The 17,130-nt window shown below is 67.2% G+C and carries 22 protein-coding genes and 1 pseudogene; 16 read left to right on the forward strand and 7 right to left on the reverse strand.

Annotated features, from left to right (window positions below):
* Positions 1-50 precede the first annotated feature (50 nt).
* From KIH27_RS14155 to KIH27_RS14165, 3 genes are read left to right on the forward strand one after another with little or no spacing between them, the layout of a single operon-like run.
* Entirely contained in the window at positions 51-1,049 is a 999-nt protein-coding gene (locus KIH27_RS14155; RefSeq protein ID WP_214093599.1) for an NAD(P)H-dependent flavin oxidoreductase, read from the forward strand.
* 31 nt (positions 1,050-1,080) lie between these two features.
* Positions 1,081-1,287, forward strand: coding sequence for a CopG family transcriptional regulator (locus tag KIH27_RS14160; protein WP_214093600.1), 207 nt, complete (start codon positions 1,081-1,083; stop codon positions 1,285-1,287).
* 6 nt (positions 1,288-1,293) lie between these two features.
* Entirely contained in the window at positions 1,294-1,677 is a 384-nt protein-coding gene (locus KIH27_RS14165; RefSeq protein ID WP_214093601.1) for a type II toxin-antitoxin system death-on-curing family toxin, read from the forward strand.
* An 82-nt stretch (positions 1,678-1,759) separates the two neighbouring features.
* On the opposite strand, the gene KIH27_RS14170 is transcribed toward KIH27_RS14165, so the two are convergent.
* On the reverse strand, positions 1,760-2,386 hold the full coding sequence (locus KIH27_RS14170) for a TetR/AcrR family transcriptional regulator (protein WP_214093602.1): 627 nt from the start codon (positions 2,384-2,386) through the stop codon (positions 1,760-1,762).
* An 85-nt stretch (positions 2,387-2,471) separates the two neighbouring features.
* Between KIH27_RS14170 and KIH27_RS14175 the strand changes: the two genes are divergently transcribed.
* Genes KIH27_RS14175 through KIH27_RS14190 form a run of 4 tightly spaced genes read left to right on the forward strand, consistent with a single transcriptional unit; the run spans position 2,472 to position 6,905 of the window.
* Entirely contained in the window at positions 2,472-4,001 is a 1,530-nt protein-coding gene (locus tag KIH27_RS14175) for a bifunctional 3-(3-hydroxy-phenyl)propionate/3-hydroxycinnamic acid hydroxylase (protein WP_214093603.1), read from the forward strand.
* A complete protein-coding gene (locus tag KIH27_RS14180; protein ID WP_214093604.1) occupies positions 3,998-4,867 on the forward strand; it encodes an alpha/beta fold hydrolase in 870 nt (289 codons plus the stop codon). The genes KIH27_RS14175 and KIH27_RS14180 overlap by 4 nt, the downstream gene beginning before the upstream one ends.
* A complete protein-coding gene (locus KIH27_RS14185) occupies positions 4,864-5,862 on the forward strand; it encodes a VOC family protein (protein WP_214093605.1) in 999 nt (332 codons plus the stop codon). The genes KIH27_RS14180 and KIH27_RS14185 overlap by 4 nt, the downstream gene beginning before the upstream one ends.
* Before the next feature lie 11 nt (positions 5,863-5,873).
* Positions 5,874-6,905 (forward strand): amidohydrolase family protein, encoded by a 1,032-nt coding sequence (locus tag KIH27_RS14190; protein ID WP_214093606.1) that lies wholly within the window; start codon positions 5,874-5,876, stop codon positions 6,903-6,905.
* A gap of 152 nt (positions 6,906-7,057) precedes the next feature.
* On the opposite strand, the gene KIH27_RS23020 is transcribed toward KIH27_RS14190, so the two are convergent.
* Positions 7,058-7,183, reverse strand: a complete 126-nt coding sequence (locus KIH27_RS23020) for a hypothetical protein (RefSeq protein WP_284144738.1) — start codon at positions 7,181-7,183, stop codon at positions 7,058-7,060.
* Positions 7,184-7,350: 167 nt separating this feature from the next.
* On the opposite strand from KIH27_RS23020, the gene KIH27_RS14195 reads away from it, so the two are divergent.
* A complete protein-coding gene (locus tag KIH27_RS14195) occupies positions 7,351-7,989 on the forward strand; it encodes a class I SAM-dependent methyltransferase (protein WP_214093607.1) in 639 nt (212 codons plus the stop codon).
* 4 nt (positions 7,990-7,993) lie between these two features.
* Here KIH27_RS14195 and KIH27_RS14200 read toward each other — a convergent pair whose 3' ends face one another.
* Positions 7,994-8,707, reverse strand: a complete 714-nt coding sequence (locus KIH27_RS14200) for an NAD-dependent deacylase (protein WP_214093608.1) — start codon at positions 8,705-8,707, stop codon at positions 7,994-7,996.
* A 46-nt stretch (positions 8,708-8,753) separates the two neighbouring features.
* Between KIH27_RS14200 and KIH27_RS14205 the strand changes: the two genes are divergently transcribed.
* Positions 8,754-9,122: an Rv1152 family transcriptional regulator gene (locus KIH27_RS14205; RefSeq protein ID WP_214093609.1), complete on the forward strand. Its 369-nt coding sequence runs from the start codon at positions 8,754-8,756 to the stop codon at positions 9,120-9,122.
* Between the two features lie 13 nt (positions 9,123-9,135).
* Here KIH27_RS14205 and KIH27_RS14210 read toward each other — a convergent pair whose 3' ends face one another.
* The gene (locus KIH27_RS14210) at positions 9,136-9,978 is read right to left on the reverse strand and encodes a class I SAM-dependent methyltransferase (RefSeq protein WP_214093610.1); all 843 of its coding nucleotides are present in this window, start codon (positions 9,976-9,978) and stop codon (positions 9,136-9,138) included.
* Between the two features lie 11 nt (positions 9,979-9,989).
* Complete coding sequence (locus KIH27_RS14215; RefSeq protein WP_214093611.1) at positions 9,990-10,502, reverse strand: DUF1697 domain-containing protein; 513 nt, start codon at positions 10,500-10,502, stop codon at positions 9,990-9,992.
* 67 nt (positions 10,503-10,569) lie between these two features.
* Between KIH27_RS14215 and KIH27_RS14220 the strand changes: the two genes are divergently transcribed.
* Complete coding sequence (locus tag KIH27_RS14220; protein ID WP_214093612.1) at positions 10,570-11,013, forward strand: PPOX class F420-dependent oxidoreductase; 444 nt, start codon at positions 10,570-10,572, stop codon at positions 11,011-11,013.
* A gap of 19 nt (positions 11,014-11,032) precedes the next feature.
* Complete coding sequence (locus KIH27_RS14225) at positions 11,033-11,209, forward strand: DUF5302 domain-containing protein (protein WP_214093613.1); 177 nt, start codon at positions 11,033-11,035, stop codon at positions 11,207-11,209.
* Here KIH27_RS14225 and KIH27_RS14230 read toward each other — a convergent pair whose 3' ends face one another.
* Together KIH27_RS14230 and KIH27_RS14235 are read right to left on the reverse strand one after the other, a co-directional pair.
* Complete coding sequence (locus KIH27_RS14230; RefSeq protein WP_372451388.1) at positions 11,210-11,506, reverse strand: DUF732 domain-containing protein; 297 nt, start codon at positions 11,504-11,506, stop codon at positions 11,210-11,212.
* A 105-nt stretch (positions 11,507-11,611) separates the two neighbouring features.
* Positions 11,612-11,845: a hypothetical protein gene (locus KIH27_RS14235; protein ID WP_214093615.1), complete on the reverse strand. Its 234-nt coding sequence runs from the start codon at positions 11,843-11,845 to the stop codon at positions 11,612-11,614.
* 174 nt (positions 11,846-12,019) lie between these two features.
* Between KIH27_RS14235 and KIH27_RS14240 the strand changes: the two genes are divergently transcribed.
* The 5 genes and pseudogenes from KIH27_RS14240 to KIH27_RS14265 all read left to right on the forward strand — a co-directional run.
* Positions 12,020-12,826, forward strand: coding sequence for an ESX secretion-associated protein EspG (locus KIH27_RS14240; protein WP_214093616.1), 807 nt, complete (start codon positions 12,020-12,022; stop codon positions 12,824-12,826).
* A 346-nt stretch (positions 12,827-13,172) separates the two neighbouring features.
* On the forward strand, positions 13,173-13,460 hold the full coding sequence (locus KIH27_RS14245) for a PE domain-containing protein (protein WP_307856882.1): 288 nt from the start codon (positions 13,173-13,175) through the stop codon (positions 13,458-13,460).
* A 3-nt stretch (positions 13,461-13,463) separates the two neighbouring features.
* The gene (locus tag KIH27_RS22630) at positions 13,464-16,205 is read left to right on the forward strand and encodes a PPE domain-containing protein (RefSeq protein WP_250150133.1); all 2,742 of its coding nucleotides are present in this window, start codon (positions 13,464-13,466) and stop codon (positions 16,203-16,205) included.
* 13 nt (positions 16,206-16,218) lie between these two features.
* Positions 16,219-16,740, forward strand: a complete 522-nt coding sequence (locus KIH27_RS14260; RefSeq protein WP_214093622.1) for a hypothetical protein — start codon at positions 16,219-16,221, stop codon at positions 16,738-16,740.
* A 132-nt stretch (positions 16,741-16,872) separates the two neighbouring features.
* Positions 16,873-17,130 (forward strand): annotated as a pseudogene (locus KIH27_RS14265) (hypothetical protein); the annotation flags it as partial.

The following is a 17,130-nucleotide window of genomic DNA, read 5'->3' on the forward strand; positions in this document are numbered from 1 at the left end:
CCAACCAACCATCCGGTTGGGATGGGCGTGCTGCAGGAAGGGACGACGCGATGAGCCTCACCACCAAGTTCACCGAGGTGTTCGGTGTCGAGCACCCGATCGCCCAGGGCGGCATGCAGTGGGTGGGCCGCGCGGAGCTTGTTGCGGCGGTGGCGAACTCCGGGGCGCTGGGGTTCCTGACGGCGCTGACCCAGCCGACCCCGGCGGATCTGGCCAACGAGATCGCCAAGACCCGCGACCTCACCGACCGCCCGTTCGGGGTGAACCTGACCATCCTCCCGACCATCAATCCGCCGCCGTACGACGAATACCGCCAGGTGATCGTCGACGCCGGCATCAAGATCGTCGAGACCGCCGGGTCCAACCCCGCCCCGCACCTGCCGATGTTCCACGACAACGGCATCAAGGTGCTGCACAAATGCACCTCGGTCAGGCATGCCGTGAAGGCGCAGGACCTGGGTGTCGACGGCATCAGCATTGACGGCTTCGAATGCGCGGGGCACCCCGGTGAGGACGACATTCCGGGTCTGGTGCTGATCCCGGCGGCGGCCGCCAAGATCGAGATCCCGATGATCGCCTCCGGCGGCTTCGCCGACGCCCGCGGCCTGGTGGCGGCGCTGGCGCTGGGCGCCGACGGCGTCAACATGGGCTCGCGGTTCATGTGCACCGTCGAGTCGTGCATCCACCAGAACGTCAAGGAAGCGATCGTCGCGGGCACCGAACGCGACACCGAGCTGATCTTCCGGCCGCTGCGCAACACCGCCCGGGTGGCGTCCAACACCGTCTCGCGTGAGGTCGTGGCGATCCTCAACGATGGTGGTCAGTTCCCGGACGTGCAGGAACTGGTCGCCGGGGTGCGCGGCCGGCGGGTCTTCGAGGAAGGCGACGTCGAGGCCGGCATCTGGTCGGTCGGGGCCGCGATGGGGCTGATCAACGACATCCCGACGGTCGGTGAGCTGGTGTCACGGATGGTGGCCGAGGCCGAGGAGATCATCGCCGGCCGACTGGGCGGCATGGTCGAGGACAACGCTCAGGAGAACGTCGCCTGACAGTTGATACCAATCCGGTATCATCGCGATCATGGGTATGACCCTGCGCACCAGCGATGAGCAGGCCGAAGCTCTGCGTCGTCAGGCCGCTGCGGAGGGGCGGTCGATGCAGGCGGTAGCACTGTCCGCGATCGACGAGTACATCGCGCGGCGCACGCATCAGGCCAACGTTGCGACGGCCTTGGACCGGGTGCTGCGCGAAGAGGCCGGAGTCCTGGAACGCCTCAAGGACGCATGACGTCGCATGGCCGAGTACCTGGATCTCGAGGATCTGCTTGCGATCGCCCGGCGAACCGTCGGTGAGGATTTCGCGGTTCGGGACTATGGGCTGTTGGAATCGGCGCTGGCCCGTCCGAGGGCCACGGTGTTCGGCGAGGATGCATACCCGGACCTGCATCTCAAGGCTGCTGCGCTGATGCACTCACTGGCGCGCAATCGCGCCCTGGTCGACGGCAACAAGCGGTTGGCGTGGACGGTCTGTCGGACGTTCCTGGCCGTCAACGGTCAGTGGATCAGTGCGCCCGAGGATGACCGGTTCGAGTTCGTGATCGGAGTCGCCACCGGCGTGCTTTCCGAACTCGACGTGCTTGCCGCCCAACTGCGCGCCTGGAGCTATCAGGACAGCTGACGGCCGGCGCGGCGGCGTCGCGCTGCCGCGCAGCTCGTCGGCCTTGATCACCGGGCTGCGGACCGCCCGGGATGCGCACCGCTCATTTACCGGCCTCGATCAGGCGGCGGGCGGCGTCGAGCACCGCATGTGCGTGCAGTTCGAACTGTGCTATCAGGTCCACCGAATCGCCGTCGATCTCATGGGCGATGAACAACCCGTCGGCGCCGGCCATCGCATAGGTGGCGAGCTGACGTGCGTCGGCGTCGGTCAGTTCCGGGTTCAGCTCGACGATCGTCCGGGACAGTTCGGCGAAGGTCTGTGCGCGGGCCTGCAGGAACATCGCCCGGGCTCGCGGTTCGACGGGCCGGCGCTCCAGCGCCAGCATCAGGCCCAATCGGATGAAGTCGGAGGATTCCAACAGTGACTTGGCGACCTGCACCGCCAGGGTCACGATGCGATCGGGCGCGGTGCCGTCCGACGGTACCTGCCAGGCGGCCAGCCAACTGGCGAAGCTGCGCTCGATCACCCCGGCGATCAGGTCGTCCTTGTTCTTGAAATGCCAGTAGATCGAACTGGCCGGCAGATCGCATTTGGCGCTGACCAGCGCGATGCTGGTGCCCTCATAGCCGCGTTCGGCGGCGATCTCGGCGGCCGCGTCCAGGATGCGCGCCCGGGACAGCTCCCCATCCGCACGCTTGCGGCGCTTCGGTTGATCTTCGACTGCCATCTGCGTCCCTTCCGTCCGGGGCTTGACGCTGTAGCGATCACTACATTAGTGTAACGATCACTACATTTCAAATGAGGTGACATCAGTGACCGTTGAGCAGTGCTATGACGTGGCCGTCGTCGGCTACGGGCCGACCGGTGCTACCGCCGCGAACCTGCTGGGTCAACTGGGGCTGAAAGTCCTTGTGATCGAGCGCGATGCAGACGTCTACAACCGTGCGCGGGCGATCTCCACCGATGAGGAGGTCATGCGGATCTGGCAGTCGGTGGGCCTGGCGGACCGGTTGCAACGTGACATGCTTCCCGATCGGCCGACGGCCTTCGTCGACGCCGACGGTGTGCCGTTCATAGAGATGAAGATCGCAGCCCGAGGGGCCGGCCACCCGCCCCAGCAGTTCATCTATCAGCCGGCGGTCGATCACGTGCTGCGCGACGGCGTGGCCCGGTTCTCGAATGTCGGGGTGCTGATCGAACATGAATGCCTGCGGGTGCTTCCCAAGGGCGACCAAGTCGAATTGATGGCGGCCGACCTGCGCACCGACACCTTCAAGCGCTTCCGTGCGTCCTACGTCATCGCCGCCGACGGCGGATCGTCCCCCACCCGAGGGCAGTTGGGGGTCGGCTACACCGGGCGCACCTACGGCGAACGGTGGGTCGTCATCGACACCAAGGTCCTCAAGGAGTGGGATGCCCACGACCGGCTGCGCTTTCACTGCAACCCGTCTCGCCCCACCGTCGACTGCCCGACCCCGCTGGGCCACCATCGCTGGGAGTACCCGGCGCGTGACTGCGAGGACGAACAGGAGTTGCTGCGCGACGAGGCGATCTGGCAGGTCCTGCACGATCAGGGCATCACCGAAGAGCACGTCAAGATCCTGCGAGCCGTGATCTACCGCCACCACGTCCGGGTTGCCGACCGGTGGCGGGTGGGCCGGGTCTTCCTGGCCGGGGACGCCGCGCATGCCATGCCGCCGTGGATCGGCCAGGGCATGTCCGCCGGGGTGCGCGACGCGGCCAACCTGTGCTGGAAGCTCGCCGCCGTGATCAACGGTTCTGCACCGGACTCACTGCTGGACTCCTACCAAACCGAGCGCAAGCCGCACGTCACCGAAGTCACCCGCCGCGCCTGCATCGGCGGACGGATCATCACCGAGCACAACCGGTTCGCAGCCGCCGTTCGCAACCGCGCTCTGCGCGCGCTGACCCGAATCCCCGGCGCGCAATCGGTCCTCCAGAAAGTCATGTGGATTCCCGACGCCCGATACCGCGACGGATTTTTTGCCGCCAGCAAGCACCGCGCGGTGGGCTGGCAGATCCCGCAACCCCGGATCACCGACGCGGCCGGCGACGCTGTTCGCCTCGACGACGTCCTCGGCGGACGATGGACGATCCTGCACACGGGCGCTGCACCGGGCGGCGCGTCGGCTTGGACTGAGCTGGGGGTGCCCGCGCTCCGGATCGACGAACCCACACTGGTTCGCTGGCTGCGCCGCAAGAACGCCGACGCCGTCGTGCTGCGCCCGGACGGATTCATCTATGCCGCAGCGGAATCGGAGCAGATGCTCCCCGAACCACCCACCGGACTCATCCCCGCCACGATCGGAGTCACCGCATGATCGCCTCCCTGACCGAGCGCACCGTTACCGTCGCCGGCAAACCGCTCTTCGTCGCCGAAGTCGGCGCCGGGCCGGTGCTGGTGCTGCTACACGGCGGGGGACCGGGTGCCTCCGGAGTGTCCAATTTTTCCCGCAACATCGACGCACTGGCGTCGCACTTCCGGGTCGTCGTGCCGGATATGCCCGGGTACGGCCGCTCGGCGAAGGGGGTGAACCAGGTCGACCCGTTCGGCTACCTCGCGGACATGATCCGCGGCCTGCTCGACGAACTCGGCGTCGACACAGCGCATCTGGCCGGCAACTCCTACGGCGGCGCCGCCGCGCTGCGGCTGGCACTGGACACCCCGCACCGGGTCACCAAGCTGGTGCTGATGGGACCCGGCGGAATCGGGACCACGCGCGGAGCCCCGACCGCGGGGCTGAACAGCCTGCTGTCCTATTACGGCGGTGACGGCCCCAGCCGCGCCAAACTGGAGGCATTCCTCCGCACCTACCTGGTGTATGACGGGGCATCGGTCCCCGACGACCTGATCGACCTGCGGTACCAGGCATCCATCGACCCGGAGGTGGTGGCGGATCCGCCGCTGCGCCGCCCGTCCGGACCGATGGCACTGCGCACCCTGTGGCGGATGGACCTCACCCGAGACAAGCGGCTGAAGCGCCTGACCACGCCGACCCTGGTGCTGTGGGGCCGCGACGACAAGGTGAACAAGCCCTCCGGTGGCCCGATGCTGCTCAACACCATGCCCAACGCCGAACTGGTGATGACCTCGCAGACCGGGCACTGGATGCAATGGGAACGCGCCGAGGTGTTCAACCGGCTGGTCACCGAATTCCTGTGCACACCATCGGTGTTCGACCGATGATGTTCGGCCGCGTCCAGTTGGGCTACGTCGTCATCGAGACCGGCAGGTTCGCCGACTGGCGCCGGTTCGGTCGCGACGCCATCGGCCTGCACGTCGACGAGGCGCTGCGCGATGTCATGCGGTTCCGGCTCGACGACAACGACTGCCGGTTCCTCCTGCAGCGCGGCCCGGCCGAGGACGTCACCGCACTGGGCTGGCAGATCGACGACCACGCCGCCTTCGACGAGGTGCTATCCCGGGTCACCGGCCACGGGGTGCCGGTGGTCGAGGGTGCCGCTGAGGAAGCCGCGCTGCGCGGCGTCGAGCGCCTCGCGCGCTTTCCCGGCCCGAACGGACTGGCCCAGGAGATCTTCACCCGGGCCGGCGTCATCGACACACCGCTGGACATGGCGGTGCGTGGCGGCTTCGTCACCGGGGAGGCCGGGATCGGACACGTTGCGATCACCACGAAGCATCCCCAGCAGATGCGCGGCTACTACAACACCGTCTTCGACGCCCGGCTGACCGATCGCATCGACGAGACGATCAGCGGGCTCAAGATCAAGGTCCGGTTCCTGCGGGTCAACCAGCGCCACCATTCGGTGGCGATCGCCGCAGTGGATCGACTGCCGCTCAACCCGATCCGCACCCGCATCCAGCACCTCAACATCCAGGTCGCCGACCTCGACGATATGACCGACTCGTATCGGCGGGTCAGGCAACTCGGCTTCCGGATGGCATTGGCGGTGGGGCAGCACACCAACGACCGCGAACTATCCTACTACGCGATGACACCGTCGGGCTTCGAATGGGAAGTCGGCTGGAACCCCATCGTCGTCGACGAATCCACCTGGGAGCCCGCGACGTATCAGGGCATCAGCCTCTGGGGGCATACCCCGGAGGGGCAGACCATCGTCGACAAACTCGCACAGTTCAAAACCGCGGCACGCTCGCTGCTGAACCGTGAAGACACCGTCGCCGCGCTGTGCGGTCCCGGTATCCCGGATACCCGATAGGAAGGCCGGCCGTGCTGCGCATCGACACCCATCAGCATCTGATTCCACCCGACTACCGGAAAGCCCTGCGCAAAGCCGGGATCGATGAAGCCGGCGGGCGGGCGTTGCCGGACTGGAGCCCGGAAGCGGCGCTGCAGACCATGGCCGATCTCAACGTCGGCACCGCCGTCGTCTCGGTGTCCACCCCCGGCACCACCTTTTTCCCCGGCCGCGCCGACGCCGCCGCGCTGGCGCGCGACCTCAACGACTACACCGCGCAGCTGGTCAGCGATCACCCCGATCGGTTCGGGTTCTTCGCCACCGTCCCGATGCCGCACGTCGATGCCGCCGTCGCCGAGACGGTCCGCGCCCTCGACGACCTGAAGGCCGACGGGGTGGTGCTGCTGGCCAATAACGCCGGCACCTACCTGGGCGAAGACGGCCAAGACGTACTGTTCGAGGTTCTCAACGATCGCGCGGCGGTGGTGTTCATCCACCCGGCCGACCTGCCCGGCCCGACCGTGCCCGGCGTCGCGCCGTTCGCCGCCGACTTCCTGCTCGACACCACCCGGGCCGCCTACCTGCTGGTGCGCAACGGCGTGCGCCGCCGGTATCCCGACATCCGATTCATCCTCAGTCACGCCGGCGGGTTCGTGCCGTACGCCAGTCATCGGATGGCGGTGGCGATCATGGCCGACAGCGGTGCCAGCCCGGCGGACTGTCTCGACGACTTCGCCGGCTTCTACTTCGACACCGCGCTCTCGTCCAGCGCCGCCGCGCTGCCGACGCTGCTGGCCTTCGCCGAACCCGGGCACATCACCTTCGGGTCGGATTGGCCGTTCGCGCCCGTCGCCGCCGGCAAACTGTTCGCGGCCGGGCTGGAGGTCTACCCGGGTCTTGACGAAGCCGCACATCGCGCGATCGACCGGGACAACGCGCTGCGGCTCTTCCCCCGGTTCGGCTCCGCGCCGCCTCCCGCCCCGCGACCGGCGGTGGCCGGGCTGCGGCATATCGCCAGCCGGGCCGTTGTGCGCGGCCTCGCCAGGGTGCTCAATGCCCGCTGAGCTGGGCACTTCGTCGGCGGCGAGCCAGATTGCGGGCACGACAGCACCACCCGGAAAAACCGCAGAGATGAAATAACTCGCGCGATGCGACCGGACGAAGACGGCCCGGATCGCGGAATGACGAAAGGCGCCGCGTGCGCGGCGCCGATCAATCAGCTTGCCAGCGAGTGCAAGTCGTCGAACTGCTCGGAGGTGTCGCCTTCGACCAGGAAATCACCGTGGTAGAGAGCTTCGAAGTCGACCTTGATGACATCGGCACTTGAGTCGTCGATCCACATGTCCCTGAGCGTATGGGTCACGATTAAGGGATCTTTGAGTCACCATTCGGGAAATCGTGGCAATACTACCGACCGGTAGCGTTTGCCGGGGCCCGGGCTGAGACGGGCGACGCCCCGCGATGGACGGTGCGATCCGGGTCACGGCGGCGACGGGCTAGGGTGCTGACATGACCGCACCCGTGGACCTCGAAAGCCCGCTGTTCGCCCGGATCTGGACGTTCCTGTCGAGCCGTGAGACGGACTGGCTGCGCGACCGCCGCCGGGAGAACCTGGCCGGTCTGACCGGGCGGGTGCTGGAAGTCGGGGCGGGCACCGGGAGCAACTTCGACTGCTACCCGGCCACCGTCACCGAGGTGGTGGCCGTCGAGCCGGAGCCGCGGTTACGGGAGTCCGCCCGGGCTGCGGCGGCGGCCGCGCCGGTGCCGATCACGGTGGTGCCCGGCACGGTGGCGGCCGTCAAGGACGACGGTCCGTTCGACGCGGTGGTTTGCTCGCTGGTCTTGTGCTCGGTGGACCAGCCCGACGAGGTGCTGCGCGGACTGCATGCGCTACTCAAGCCCGGCGGTGAACTGCGGTATTTCGAACACATCGCCAGTGCCGGAGCGCGCGGGGTGCTGCAGCAGGTCGCCGATGCGACGTTCTGGCCGCGACTGTTCGGTAACTGCCACACGCATCGCGACACCGAACAACTGATCGCCGACGCCGGCTTCCAGGTGCAGACCTCCCGCCGCGGCCACCAGTTCCCGGCGTGGGCGCCGGTGCCGGTGTCGGAGTTCGCGCTCGGCTGCGCCCGCCGGCCGGCCTGACCCGCTACCCGAGCAGCGTGGGAAGCCGCTGCAGCAGTCCCGGCAGTGCTGTGGAGGCGGTGTCGCGCAGACTCACGGTGGCATCGGCGGACAGCGGCGTCGGCTCCGGGTTGACCTCGACCACGGCCGTGCCGCGCGATAGCGCCATCTCCGGCAACCCGGCCGCCGGGTAGACCAGCCCGGAGGTTCCGACCACCACCAGCACGTCGGCGGCCTCGGTGGCCTGCACGGCACTGCGCCACGCGGCGTCCGGCAACTGCTCGCCGAACCACACGATGTCCGGTCGGATCAATCCGCCGCAGCCGCACAGCGGCGGCGGCACTTCGATCGTCGGCTCCGGCATGTCCGGCAGGTCCCCGGTGTACACCGCACCGCATGTGGCGCAGCGGAATTCGAACAAGCTGCCGTGCAGATGGTGGACTTCGGAGCTGCCTGCGCGCTCATGCAGGTCATCGACGTTCTGGGTGATCACCGTGACGTCGGCGTACCGCTCCCAGTCGGCGACGGCCCGGTGGCCGGCGTTCGGTTCGACCTGGCCGACCAGGTAGTGCCGCCACAGATACCATCCCCAGACCCGTTCGGGGTGCTGCTCCCAACCCTCGACACTGGACAGTTCGTAGGGGTCGAAGCGGGCCCACAGGCCGACCTTGTCGTCGCGAAAGGTCGGCACCCCGCTCTCCGCGGAGATCCCCGCACCACTGAGCACCGCGACCCGCACGTCACCAAGATAGCGGGCCTCGGCGAACTCGGGTGATACTGGGTCGATGGATGTCGCGGCGCTGCTGGCAATCGATCTCGCGGTCGACAAGCCGCTGTTCGACCAGGTCAGGACGCGGATGATCGACGCCGTGCGGGACGGGACGCTGCCGGCCGGCACCCGGTTGCCGACCGTGCGGGACCTCGCCGGCCAGCTGGGGCTGGCGGTGAACACGGTGGCGCGCGCCTACCGGGAGCTGGAAGCCGCCGGGATCGTCGAAACCCGCGGGCGCCAAGGGTCGTTCGTCGCCGGCAGTGACCCCGCCGATGCCGCGATGACGGTCGCGGCCGGGGCGTTCGCCGACGCGGCCCGGGCGGTCGGGCTGGGCAAATCCGATGCGCTGCGCTACCTCGATGCTGCCTTCGATGCGCGGTAGACGCCCTTGGGGCTCAGCCGAATTCGAGCAGGGTGAACGACGGGCGCAGTTCGTCGAGCGGGCGGAACCAGTGGCTGGCCGAGAGCAGGGTGTTGAAGATCAGCCCGCGGCCCAGCGGTAGCGGAATGTCCCGAACGGCCCGGACGCCAGGCACCGTGTTCACCAGGTTCGCCGCCTCGGCGGCGGACAGCGTGAACGGCATCGGCGGCGCCGTGTAGCGCATCGACGTCCGCACGCCGCGGCGCAGCAACCAGCCGAACAGCGACGGCGGTACGTCGAACATCATCGCGCCGCCCGGGAACCGGCGGGCGCATTCGGCGATCAGCCCCATCGACTCCTCGGGTTGCAGGTACATCAGCAGGCCCTCGGCGGTGATGAACACCCCGTCCGCGGTATCGACCTTGTCCATCCAGCTGTAGTCCAGGGCGGACTGCGCGCACAGCGACACCCGCGGCGACGACGGCAGCAGTTTGCTGCGGACGTCGATCATCGGCTCGAGGTCAACTGTGAGCCAACGGAATTGCGCGTTCGGGATGGCCGCGTCCAGGCGCCAGAAACTGGTCTGCAGGCCTTCGGCCAGGGCGACCACGGTGGCTTTCGGATGCTGCTGCAGATAGCCGCGGGTCTGGCCGTCGAAAGCCAGGGAGCGCAGTGCCATGTCCTGACGGGTCGTGCCGAACTTCGCGAAGTCGAAGTCGATCGAATCGACCAGTGCCACTGCCCGCGGGTCGTCGAGGATCCGGTCGGGGCGGCGGGCCTCCCGGGCCCGGGAGTTCAAGGTCAGCAGGGCGGTCTCGGAGACCCCGGTGAGAATCACCTTCTCCTTGGCCGTTCCGGCACTGTCGGCGTTGTTCATCGAGGTGAACCCTACCGGCCGCCGGCCAGTGCGAGCATCTTGTGCAGGGTGCGCAGATTGCGTGTGGTGGTCGACGATGCATAGCGCTTGTTGCTCAAGGCTTTACCCGTGGTACTGGCCAGGGTGTCGCCTTTGCGCACCTGCCAGTAGAGCACGCCGTCGCCGCGGACAGCGCCGGGCACGACGAGATCGCCGAAGACTTCGGTGTCGCTGACGAACGTGACGTAGGAGTGGTGTCCGGGCACCTCGGGTTCGAACGGGAAGGCGTCGACGAGACGGCGCAGCCTCTCGATGTCATACACCAGCACCCAGGCCTGGTAGTCGAACCGCGCCCGCAACGCGGCCTCGGCGATGCCGCGCACGGCGCCGGGATCACCCGGGGAGTCCACCAGCACATTGCCGCTGGCCAACAGTGTGTGGACGTCGCTGAACCCGGCGTCGCCGAGTGCGGCGGAGACGTCGGACATCCTGAGGTTGACACCCCCGACGTTGACGCCGCGCAGCAACAGCGCGAACCGGGTCACCGTGCGGACTCCCTTCGGGTATCGCCGTGCTCCTGACACCGCTGCCCATGGATCGTAGGCTTCCGACATGAGCCGCCAGGTTTTCGACGACAAGCTGTTGGGGTTGATCAGCGGGAGTTCCCTCGGTGTGCTGGCCACCATCAAGCGCGACGGCCGTCCGCAGCTGTCCAACGTGCAGTACCACTTCGACCCGCGGGCACTGACCGTGCGGGTCTCGGTCACCGAGCCGCGGGCGAAGACCCGCAACCTGCGCCGCGACCCGCGGGCGTCGATCCTGGTCAGCTCCGACGACGGCTGGTCCTACGCGGTCGCCGAGGGCGATGCGCAGCTGACCCCGCCGGCCGCCGCGCCCGACGACGCCACCGTCGAGGCCCTGATCGCGCTGTACCGCGACATCGCCGGTGAACACCCGGACTGGGACGAATACCGGCAGGCCATGGTCGACGACCGGCGGGTGGTGCTGACCCTGCCGATCACGCACCTGTACGGGATGCCGCCGGGAATGCGCTGATCGCGTTAGGCTTCCGGGCATGGCCGAATCAGATTCCACCGCCGCGGACGATGCCAAGCGCCAGTTCCGTGAAGCGCTGGACCGCAAGAACTCGAAGTCGTCGAGCGGGGCTGCGCACAAGGATGGCGGCGCCAAGCAGCCCCACGCCCACGGTGCGGCGGGTGGCCGCCGGGAGTTCCGTCGCAAGAGCGGTTAGCTACTGCACCGGGCAGGCGTACTTTCTGGCCACGTCCATCAGTCGCTGATCCGCCCCGGGGCCGACGACGCCCTGCGCAATCAGTTCCCAGCCGATGAATCCAGGTAGGCCGCCCTCGCAGGCCTGGTGGGCGACCCGCCAGGCGGTGTCCGGATTCAAGTTGAATCCGTTGCGCTCCAAGCCCTGCATGTACTGGTCGAATTCCGGCGTGCCCTGATCCGGGATCGCCCAGGCCGGGCCGGCCAGGGTGACGGCGGCAATCGCGGCTCCGGTCAGAGCCATCATCACGCGTCTCATGTCCATCCTTCGGGTGTGGATGTCGGCTGCTGGCTACACACTCGCGCGGTCCACCGACGCGGACCGCTGAATCGTGAATGGTACGGCCGGTTCTGTACGCGGCCCTCAATCCTCGTTCGGTGACAGCCCGCCGGGTGCGTACGGACCGGTCACCAGACCCGAACATGCGGCGAACGGGCCGACCATCGTGCCGGTGTCCGGGCAATAGCTCACCGACCCGAGATCCCCGCACAGCCTGTCGTCGAAGCAGGACGGCTCCAACGGGTCCGCCGATGCCGCGGGCGCGACGTGGAGCAGTGCGGCGAGCGCGACCAGGGTTCCCACCAGCTGACGTTTCATGGTCACCTTTCCTTGACTGTCGGACTCAGGTCTACCTGAGCACACCGACAGGGGTGTGTCCCGACGGATTGGGCGCCTGGAGCCTCGGTCCGCGCAGATGTTCGCAGCGTGGCAGGTTGGTAGCATCCGTCCGCCATGCTCGTCTTGCCTATACAGATGGACGAATAGTCGCCTATGCCCAGCGTTTTCAGCCCCGGTGGGGCCATCGATGACGTCGTCGGTGTGGAGGTGACGATCGACGGCATGTTGGTCGTCGCCGACCGCATGGGCCTCAAGGATTTTCCGAGTTGTCTGGGGATCTGGCAGAACATCCCGAGCGCGGAGGTGCGCCAGATCGTGTGGGGTCAGGTCCGGCGTGATCTCACCGAGCAGGGGGTACTCGATGGTCTCGGCAACCCTCACCCGAGCGTTGCGGCGATGGTCGACACCATAAGCGGGCCGGACCGCACGCTGGAGGCCCGGTGGTTCCGACGTACCGGCACCGGCAGCACCCTGGCGCGTTTCGTGGTGTGCCGCAAGGGGGAGCGTCACGTCCTCGCTACCCGCAACGGCGACCTGCTGAGCCTGCAGCTGTTGGCGCCGCAGATGGGCCTGGCGGACATGGTGACGGTGGCGCTGGGGCCCGGCGAACCGGCGGAGGTCGATCCATCGACGGCCGATGCGGCCAGTGTGGCCGCGTGCCGGACGCCCGAGGATCTGGTGCGGATCGGTGTTCCCTCCACGTCGGCTCACACCTTCGCCGCCATCATCGCTGCCCCGGACAGCTGGGTGGAGATCACCGCGAGCGAACGCCTGCCCGGCGGCACGTTCACCCGGACCCGGGTGGCCGTGGGGATCGCGGATTCTCGGCATGGCCGGCTGGTGTCCGTCCCGCGCTACATCAGCGGCAAGCTGCACGGGAGTTTCCTGTCCGGGACGACCGAGAGCCTGCAACGCGCGCTGGACGGCCTGGTCGAATTCCTGCCGTCGAAATCTTGGTAGGCGCAACGCAACAACTTCGGCTGATTCCCAGCCGCGGATGCCGCGCGGGCGCGTCGGGATCGGGTGTCGGAAGCAACTGTCTGGACATTTCCTGAATGTTATATATGGCCAGCTCAGCATGTGGCACATCCGGAGTCGGGTCAAGGTCAGCAAAGAACCCATCAAGTTGGGTATGTCGACTTATCCGGTGGGGTGTTTCAACGCCGGAATGAAGGTGCTACGGTTCCAGTTCGCTAGGCTCCGTTGGGAACTCATGGCGTGGGGGGATATCGCGTTGCCGCCGAGAGTATGGCTGCCCGGTCTCCATGCGCATGTGATATCGCTGAAAGGCAATTGAATGCAACCAATGTCGTTTGAGCCGGTCGTCGACGGTATCGGCTCGCAGGTCGTCGGCAACGCTGCCGACGGTCTGGCGGCCGCAACGACGGCCACCCCCGCGGTCACCGGGTTGTTCCCCGCGGGCGCCGATCTGGTGTCGATCCAGGCCGCCGCGGCGTTCGGGATCGACGCCGTCGAGACACTGGAGCAGCATGCGCTCGCGCAGGAGAAGCTCGGCCAGACCGGCGCCGCGTTCGTGCAGATCGCCGGCATCTACACCACCGTCGATAACACGAACGCCGGCGTGCTGGCCTAGCTGATGGCATTGCCACCGGTACCGCCGATCTGGAATGCCCTACCGCCGGAGGTCAACACCGCGCTGTTGATGGCGGGTGCCGGGCCGATACCGATGGCGGAGGCGGCCACGGCGTGGGAGGCGTTCGCGGGTGCGCTCGAGGCGCAGGCCGCGGAGTTATCCGGTCTGCTGGCGTCGCTTTCGGTGGCCTGGACCGGTGGTGCCAGCGAGCGGGCGATCTCGGCGGCCGCACCGATGGTGCTGTGGTTGCAGACCATGGCTGAGCAGGCGCAGGATCGGGCGGCGCGGGCGTCGGCGCAGGCCCTGTCCTACACCGTGGCGCGGTTCACCACTCCGCCGCTCGTGGAGATCATCGCGAACCACGTGACGGAGGCGACGCTGATCGCCACCAACTTCATGGGTGTCAACACCGCCGCGATCGCTGCATGCGAAGCCGACTACGTGCGGATGTGGATTCAGGCTGCCGTCGTCATGGATGTCTACGACATGGAGACCGCTGTCAACACGTCGTTCGTGCCGGTCGAGCCGATGACGCCGATTCTTGTGCCGGGTGCCGACGCTGCAGGCGCAGCCTCCACCAGCGCAGTCGTAGCGCGGGTCTCGGCCAGTGCGCCCGCGGCTCAGGCGCGTGACGCGGGTATCTCCCACACCACCGAGCAGGCGACGGGGGAGTCGACGATGCTGACGGCCGGTCGGCAACACGACCTGGCCGAGATGCAGGAGACCCAGGCGGAGGGGCAGGCCAGCAAGGCCAACAACATGCTGCAGAGCGGCGCCCAGCAGGCGGAGCGGATGGCCGTGGAAGCCGAGACGCGGGCGATGACCACCGCAGCCCGGGCCGACGTCGAGTCAACGCAAGTCGCACTGCAGATGGCGCAGGCCGGCGTGCAGCTGACGGCGTCCGCCGTTCAGCTGCCCGAGCAGTTGTTGGAGAACCTGCCGTTGGGCGCACAGATCGGAGCGCAGGCCGTGCAGCTGCCAGGGCAGTTGGCGCAGCTCCCGGGGCAGCTGGCACAGGCCCCGCTTTCGCAGCTGTCCCAGCCGGTGCAGCAGATGACATCGATGCTGAGCCACGCGGGGCAGCTGACCAGCAGCCACGGGTTTTCGCGGATGGGCATGCTCGGAGCCAATCCGGTGTCCAGTCATCCCAGCGCCGGTGGGTCCGGACCGCGGTCTGGTGCGGGGCTCGTGCGGGCGGCTTCGCTTCCGGGGGCGGGTGGGTCTGCCGCACGCAGTCCCCTGATGACGAAGATGCTGGACAAACCGGTTGTGGCGTCCGGTGCCGCAGCCGGGCCGACGGTGCGTGGTGGCTCCGCTCCCGTGGGCAGCGGTGGCGGTGGCGGCGGCGCCCCGGTCGGTCAGCCGCGGCGCGACAAGAAGGCCGAATCCACTTGGAAGAAGGGCTTGCGGGGCGCTCCGGAGCTGTACTACGACCTCGACGAGGACGAAGACGACGATTGGGAGAAGCCCGCCGAGCGGGCTCGTGGCAACCGGGTCCGCGACGTCGACAACAAGTACCAAGCACTCGGCGGCCCTAAGCAGAGTCCGCCACCCGCACCGGCTCCGGCACCTGACCCGGCTCACGGCGAGCCGTACGGCGCAGACGGCGGCGCCGGAGCGCTGGATGGGTCTGGAATGACCGGTCCCGCACTGCAGCCCGGCGAAGTTCGTAATCTCGGCCCCGTCGCCGGCACCGGCGCGGACCCCGGCATCCCCAACATCAAGGCTGCGGACCTGGGCGAAGTCGTCCAACTGCCAAACGGCAGGTTCGTGGCGATATTCGGGGACTCGTTCGCCGGCAACAAAGTGGGCGAGGGCGACCATTACCATTCGGTCGCGGTGCCGGTGTGGTTCGAGAACGGCAGGATGGTCATCGCCGGCCCACCGCTGACCGGACGCTACGGGAGTGGACGTGAATTGTTCCCCACTCCGTCCGGCAAAACGGCATACGACGTGTTCGGTGGGATTGTTTCCTCGAATAAGGACACGCTGCCCGCCGGGACGATCCGCATGGCCAACGGTGACACTTACATGATGGTCGCAGGCACCTCCGGTCTCAAACCCGATGGTGGCTCCTGGCTGGTGAAAGTCACAGACCATCCGGGCGACCCCCAGAACGGTTGGCAGTACGTCGACGACTCGTGGCGCCCCTGGACCCACACCGTGCCCGACACCCGCCCCGACCACGAAGGGGAGCGTGTGTCCACACCGCAGAGTCAGCCCACCCAGATCAGCGGCTACCAAGCCTCCGACGGCTACGTCTACATCGCCGCCGACTCCTTCGACCGCAGCCAAGGCGTCACCATGTACCGCGTCGACTCGGGTCACGTCACCGATCGCAACGCCTGGCAACCCTGGACGGGAATCGACTGGGGTAAACCCGGGCAACAAGCCGCACTGATAAGCGGAAGACAGAGATTCGGCGAACTCAGCTTCCAAGAGATTGACGGTAAGTCCGTTCTATCCGGGTTCAACTCCTCAACCAATAACACGGAGGTACGGGTCGCCGACGGCCCCACTGACATCTTCAATCCCAATACGCCGACGACCGTTGTCGCACAGGGCGGCAACTGGGGCGACCCGGGTAAGGTGGCGCAGAACTATGGCGGCTACATCCTGCCCGGATCAACCCTCGACGATATGGGCATCCTGGTAAGCCAATGGAACACCGGCAGAGACGCGAATCACGTTCCGTTCGGTACCCCGTATCTCGTAGGACAATTCCAGGTCAACCCGCACCGCTAATGACAGGAAACCCATGGTCGCCAAAATGCTTGCCGCCGTCGTTGGAGTCGTCGGTGTCACTCTGGCCGGAAACTGGATCGCTCACGCGGATGTGCCGCCCTTCCCCGACCTGAACAGCTATATGGCAGTTAATGTACAAGACTACGAAATAGACACCTCCACGCCGGGAATCGTCGCCAAGCAGGTATTTTTTCTCACCCCGGCCGGCATTGAGTGTGATTTAAATGCTTCGTCCGCAGGGTGCTCAGGAAATAATTTCCCCAAGGTACCTCCACAGGTCTGGAACCCCGCTGCTGGAATTACGGGTGTGAATACGATCAGCACCGACTACGGACTGAGTGCAACGAACGCCGCTTACCCGTTCGGCCACAAAGTCCACGGGCGGCTGGTTAAAACCCTTCCGCCCCTCCATTTCATCGCGGTGGACGGCGTGGTTTGTGGCGCGGACGATAAGCAGATGGTTGCGTGCAAAGACGCACAGGGACGCGGGTTCATCCTGTCCCCGTCGTGGTCCGGTTGGCTTCCCCATGTGTGACGGGTTTCAGTCCCGTCGTCTCCGCCAGGCCGCCGTTTGCCATGCTCCGTTGGACTGCTGCCCACGGAAACGTCAGGAGATCCACAAATGACCCACCGCCCCGACCCCCATTTCGTCACGGCGAGGACGCACATGCGGATCAAGGCGCTCATCGTCAGTGCAGGCATCGCGACTGCCCTCAGCAATGTCGCATGCGCCCACGCCGAACCGTCCCACTTCCCCGACCTCAGCCATTACACCCCGGTCAACCCCAACGACTACATCATCACCATCGACACACCAGGAATATCCACCTACGGAACCTACTTCCTCACCCCTGGCGGCGTGTTCTGCGCGATTGAACCGGGTATGGATGGGCGGTGTCATAGCGTCGTAGCAACGAGGTGCCGA

Source organism: Mycolicibacter acidiphilus (genome assembly GCF_018455725.1).
Classification (GTDB): Bacteria; Actinomycetota; Actinomycetes; order Mycobacteriales; family Mycobacteriaceae; genus Mycobacterium; species Mycobacterium acidiphilum.

What these genes read in the sequence shown, in the direction of transcription:
- KIH27_RS23020 (WP_284144738.1), bottom strand. Translation starts at nt 7,183, where the DNA reads ATGTGGATCGACGACTCAAGTGCCGATGTCATCAAGGTCGACTTCGAA.
- KIH27_RS14245 (WP_307856882.1), top strand. Translation starts at nt 13,173, where the DNA reads ATGTCGTTTGAGCCGGTCGTCGACGGTATCGGCTCGCAGGTCGTCGGC.
- KIH27_RS14160 (WP_214093600.1), top strand. Translation starts at nt 1,081, where the DNA reads ATGGGTATGACCCTGCGCACCAGCGATGAGCAGGCCGAAGCTCTGCGT.
- KIH27_RS14180 (WP_214093604.1), top strand. Translation starts at nt 3,998, where the DNA reads ATGATCGCCTCCCTGACCGAGCGCACCGTTACCGTCGCCGGCAAACCG.
- KIH27_RS22630 (WP_250150133.1), top strand. Translation starts at nt 13,464, where the DNA reads ATGGCATTGCCACCGGTACCGCCGATCTGGAATGCCCTACCGCCGGAG.
- KIH27_RS14165 (WP_214093601.1), top strand. Translation starts at nt 1,294, where the DNA reads ATGGCCGAGTACCTGGATCTCGAGGATCTGCTTGCGATCGCCCGGCGA.
- KIH27_RS14195 (WP_214093607.1), top strand. Translation starts at nt 7,351, where the DNA reads ATGACCGCACCCGTGGACCTCGAAAGCCCGCTGTTCGCCCGGATCTGG.
- KIH27_RS14260 (WP_214093622.1), top strand. Translation starts at nt 16,219, where the DNA reads ATGGTCGCCAAAATGCTTGCCGCCGTCGTTGGAGTCGTCGGTGTCACT.
- KIH27_RS14235 (WP_214093615.1), bottom strand. Translation starts at nt 11,845, where the DNA reads ATGAAACGTCAGCTGGTGGGAACCCTGGTCGCGCTCGCCGCACTGCTC.
- KIH27_RS14170 (WP_214093602.1), bottom strand. Translation starts at nt 2,386, where the DNA reads ATGGCAGTCGAAGATCAACCGAAGCGCCGCAAGCGTGCGGATGGGGAG.
- KIH27_RS14240 (WP_214093616.1), top strand. Translation starts at nt 12,020, where the DNA reads ATGCCCAGCGTTTTCAGCCCCGGTGGGGCCATCGATGACGTCGTCGGT.
- KIH27_RS14230 (WP_372451388.1), bottom strand. Translation starts at nt 11,506, where the DNA reads ATGAGACGCGTGATGATGGCTCTGACCGGAGCCGCGATTGCCGCCGTC.
- KIH27_RS14210 (WP_214093610.1), bottom strand. Translation starts at nt 9,978, where the DNA reads ATGAACAACGCCGACAGTGCCGGAACGGCCAAGGAGAAGGTGATTCTC.
- KIH27_RS14185 (WP_214093605.1), top strand. Translation starts at nt 4,864, where the DNA reads ATGATGTTCGGCCGCGTCCAGTTGGGCTACGTCGTCATCGAGACCGGC.
- KIH27_RS14155 (WP_214093599.1), top strand. Translation starts at nt 51, where the DNA reads ATGAGCCTCACCACCAAGTTCACCGAGGTGTTCGGTGTCGAGCACCCG.
- KIH27_RS14225 (WP_214093613.1), top strand. Translation starts at nt 11,033, where the DNA reads ATGGCCGAATCAGATTCCACCGCCGCGGACGATGCCAAGCGCCAGTTC.
- KIH27_RS14220 (WP_214093612.1), top strand. Translation starts at nt 10,570, where the DNA reads ATGAGCCGCCAGGTTTTCGACGACAAGCTGTTGGGGTTGATCAGCGGG.
- KIH27_RS14205 (WP_214093609.1), top strand. Translation starts at nt 8,754, where the DNA reads ATGGATGTCGCGGCGCTGCTGGCAATCGATCTCGCGGTCGACAAGCCG.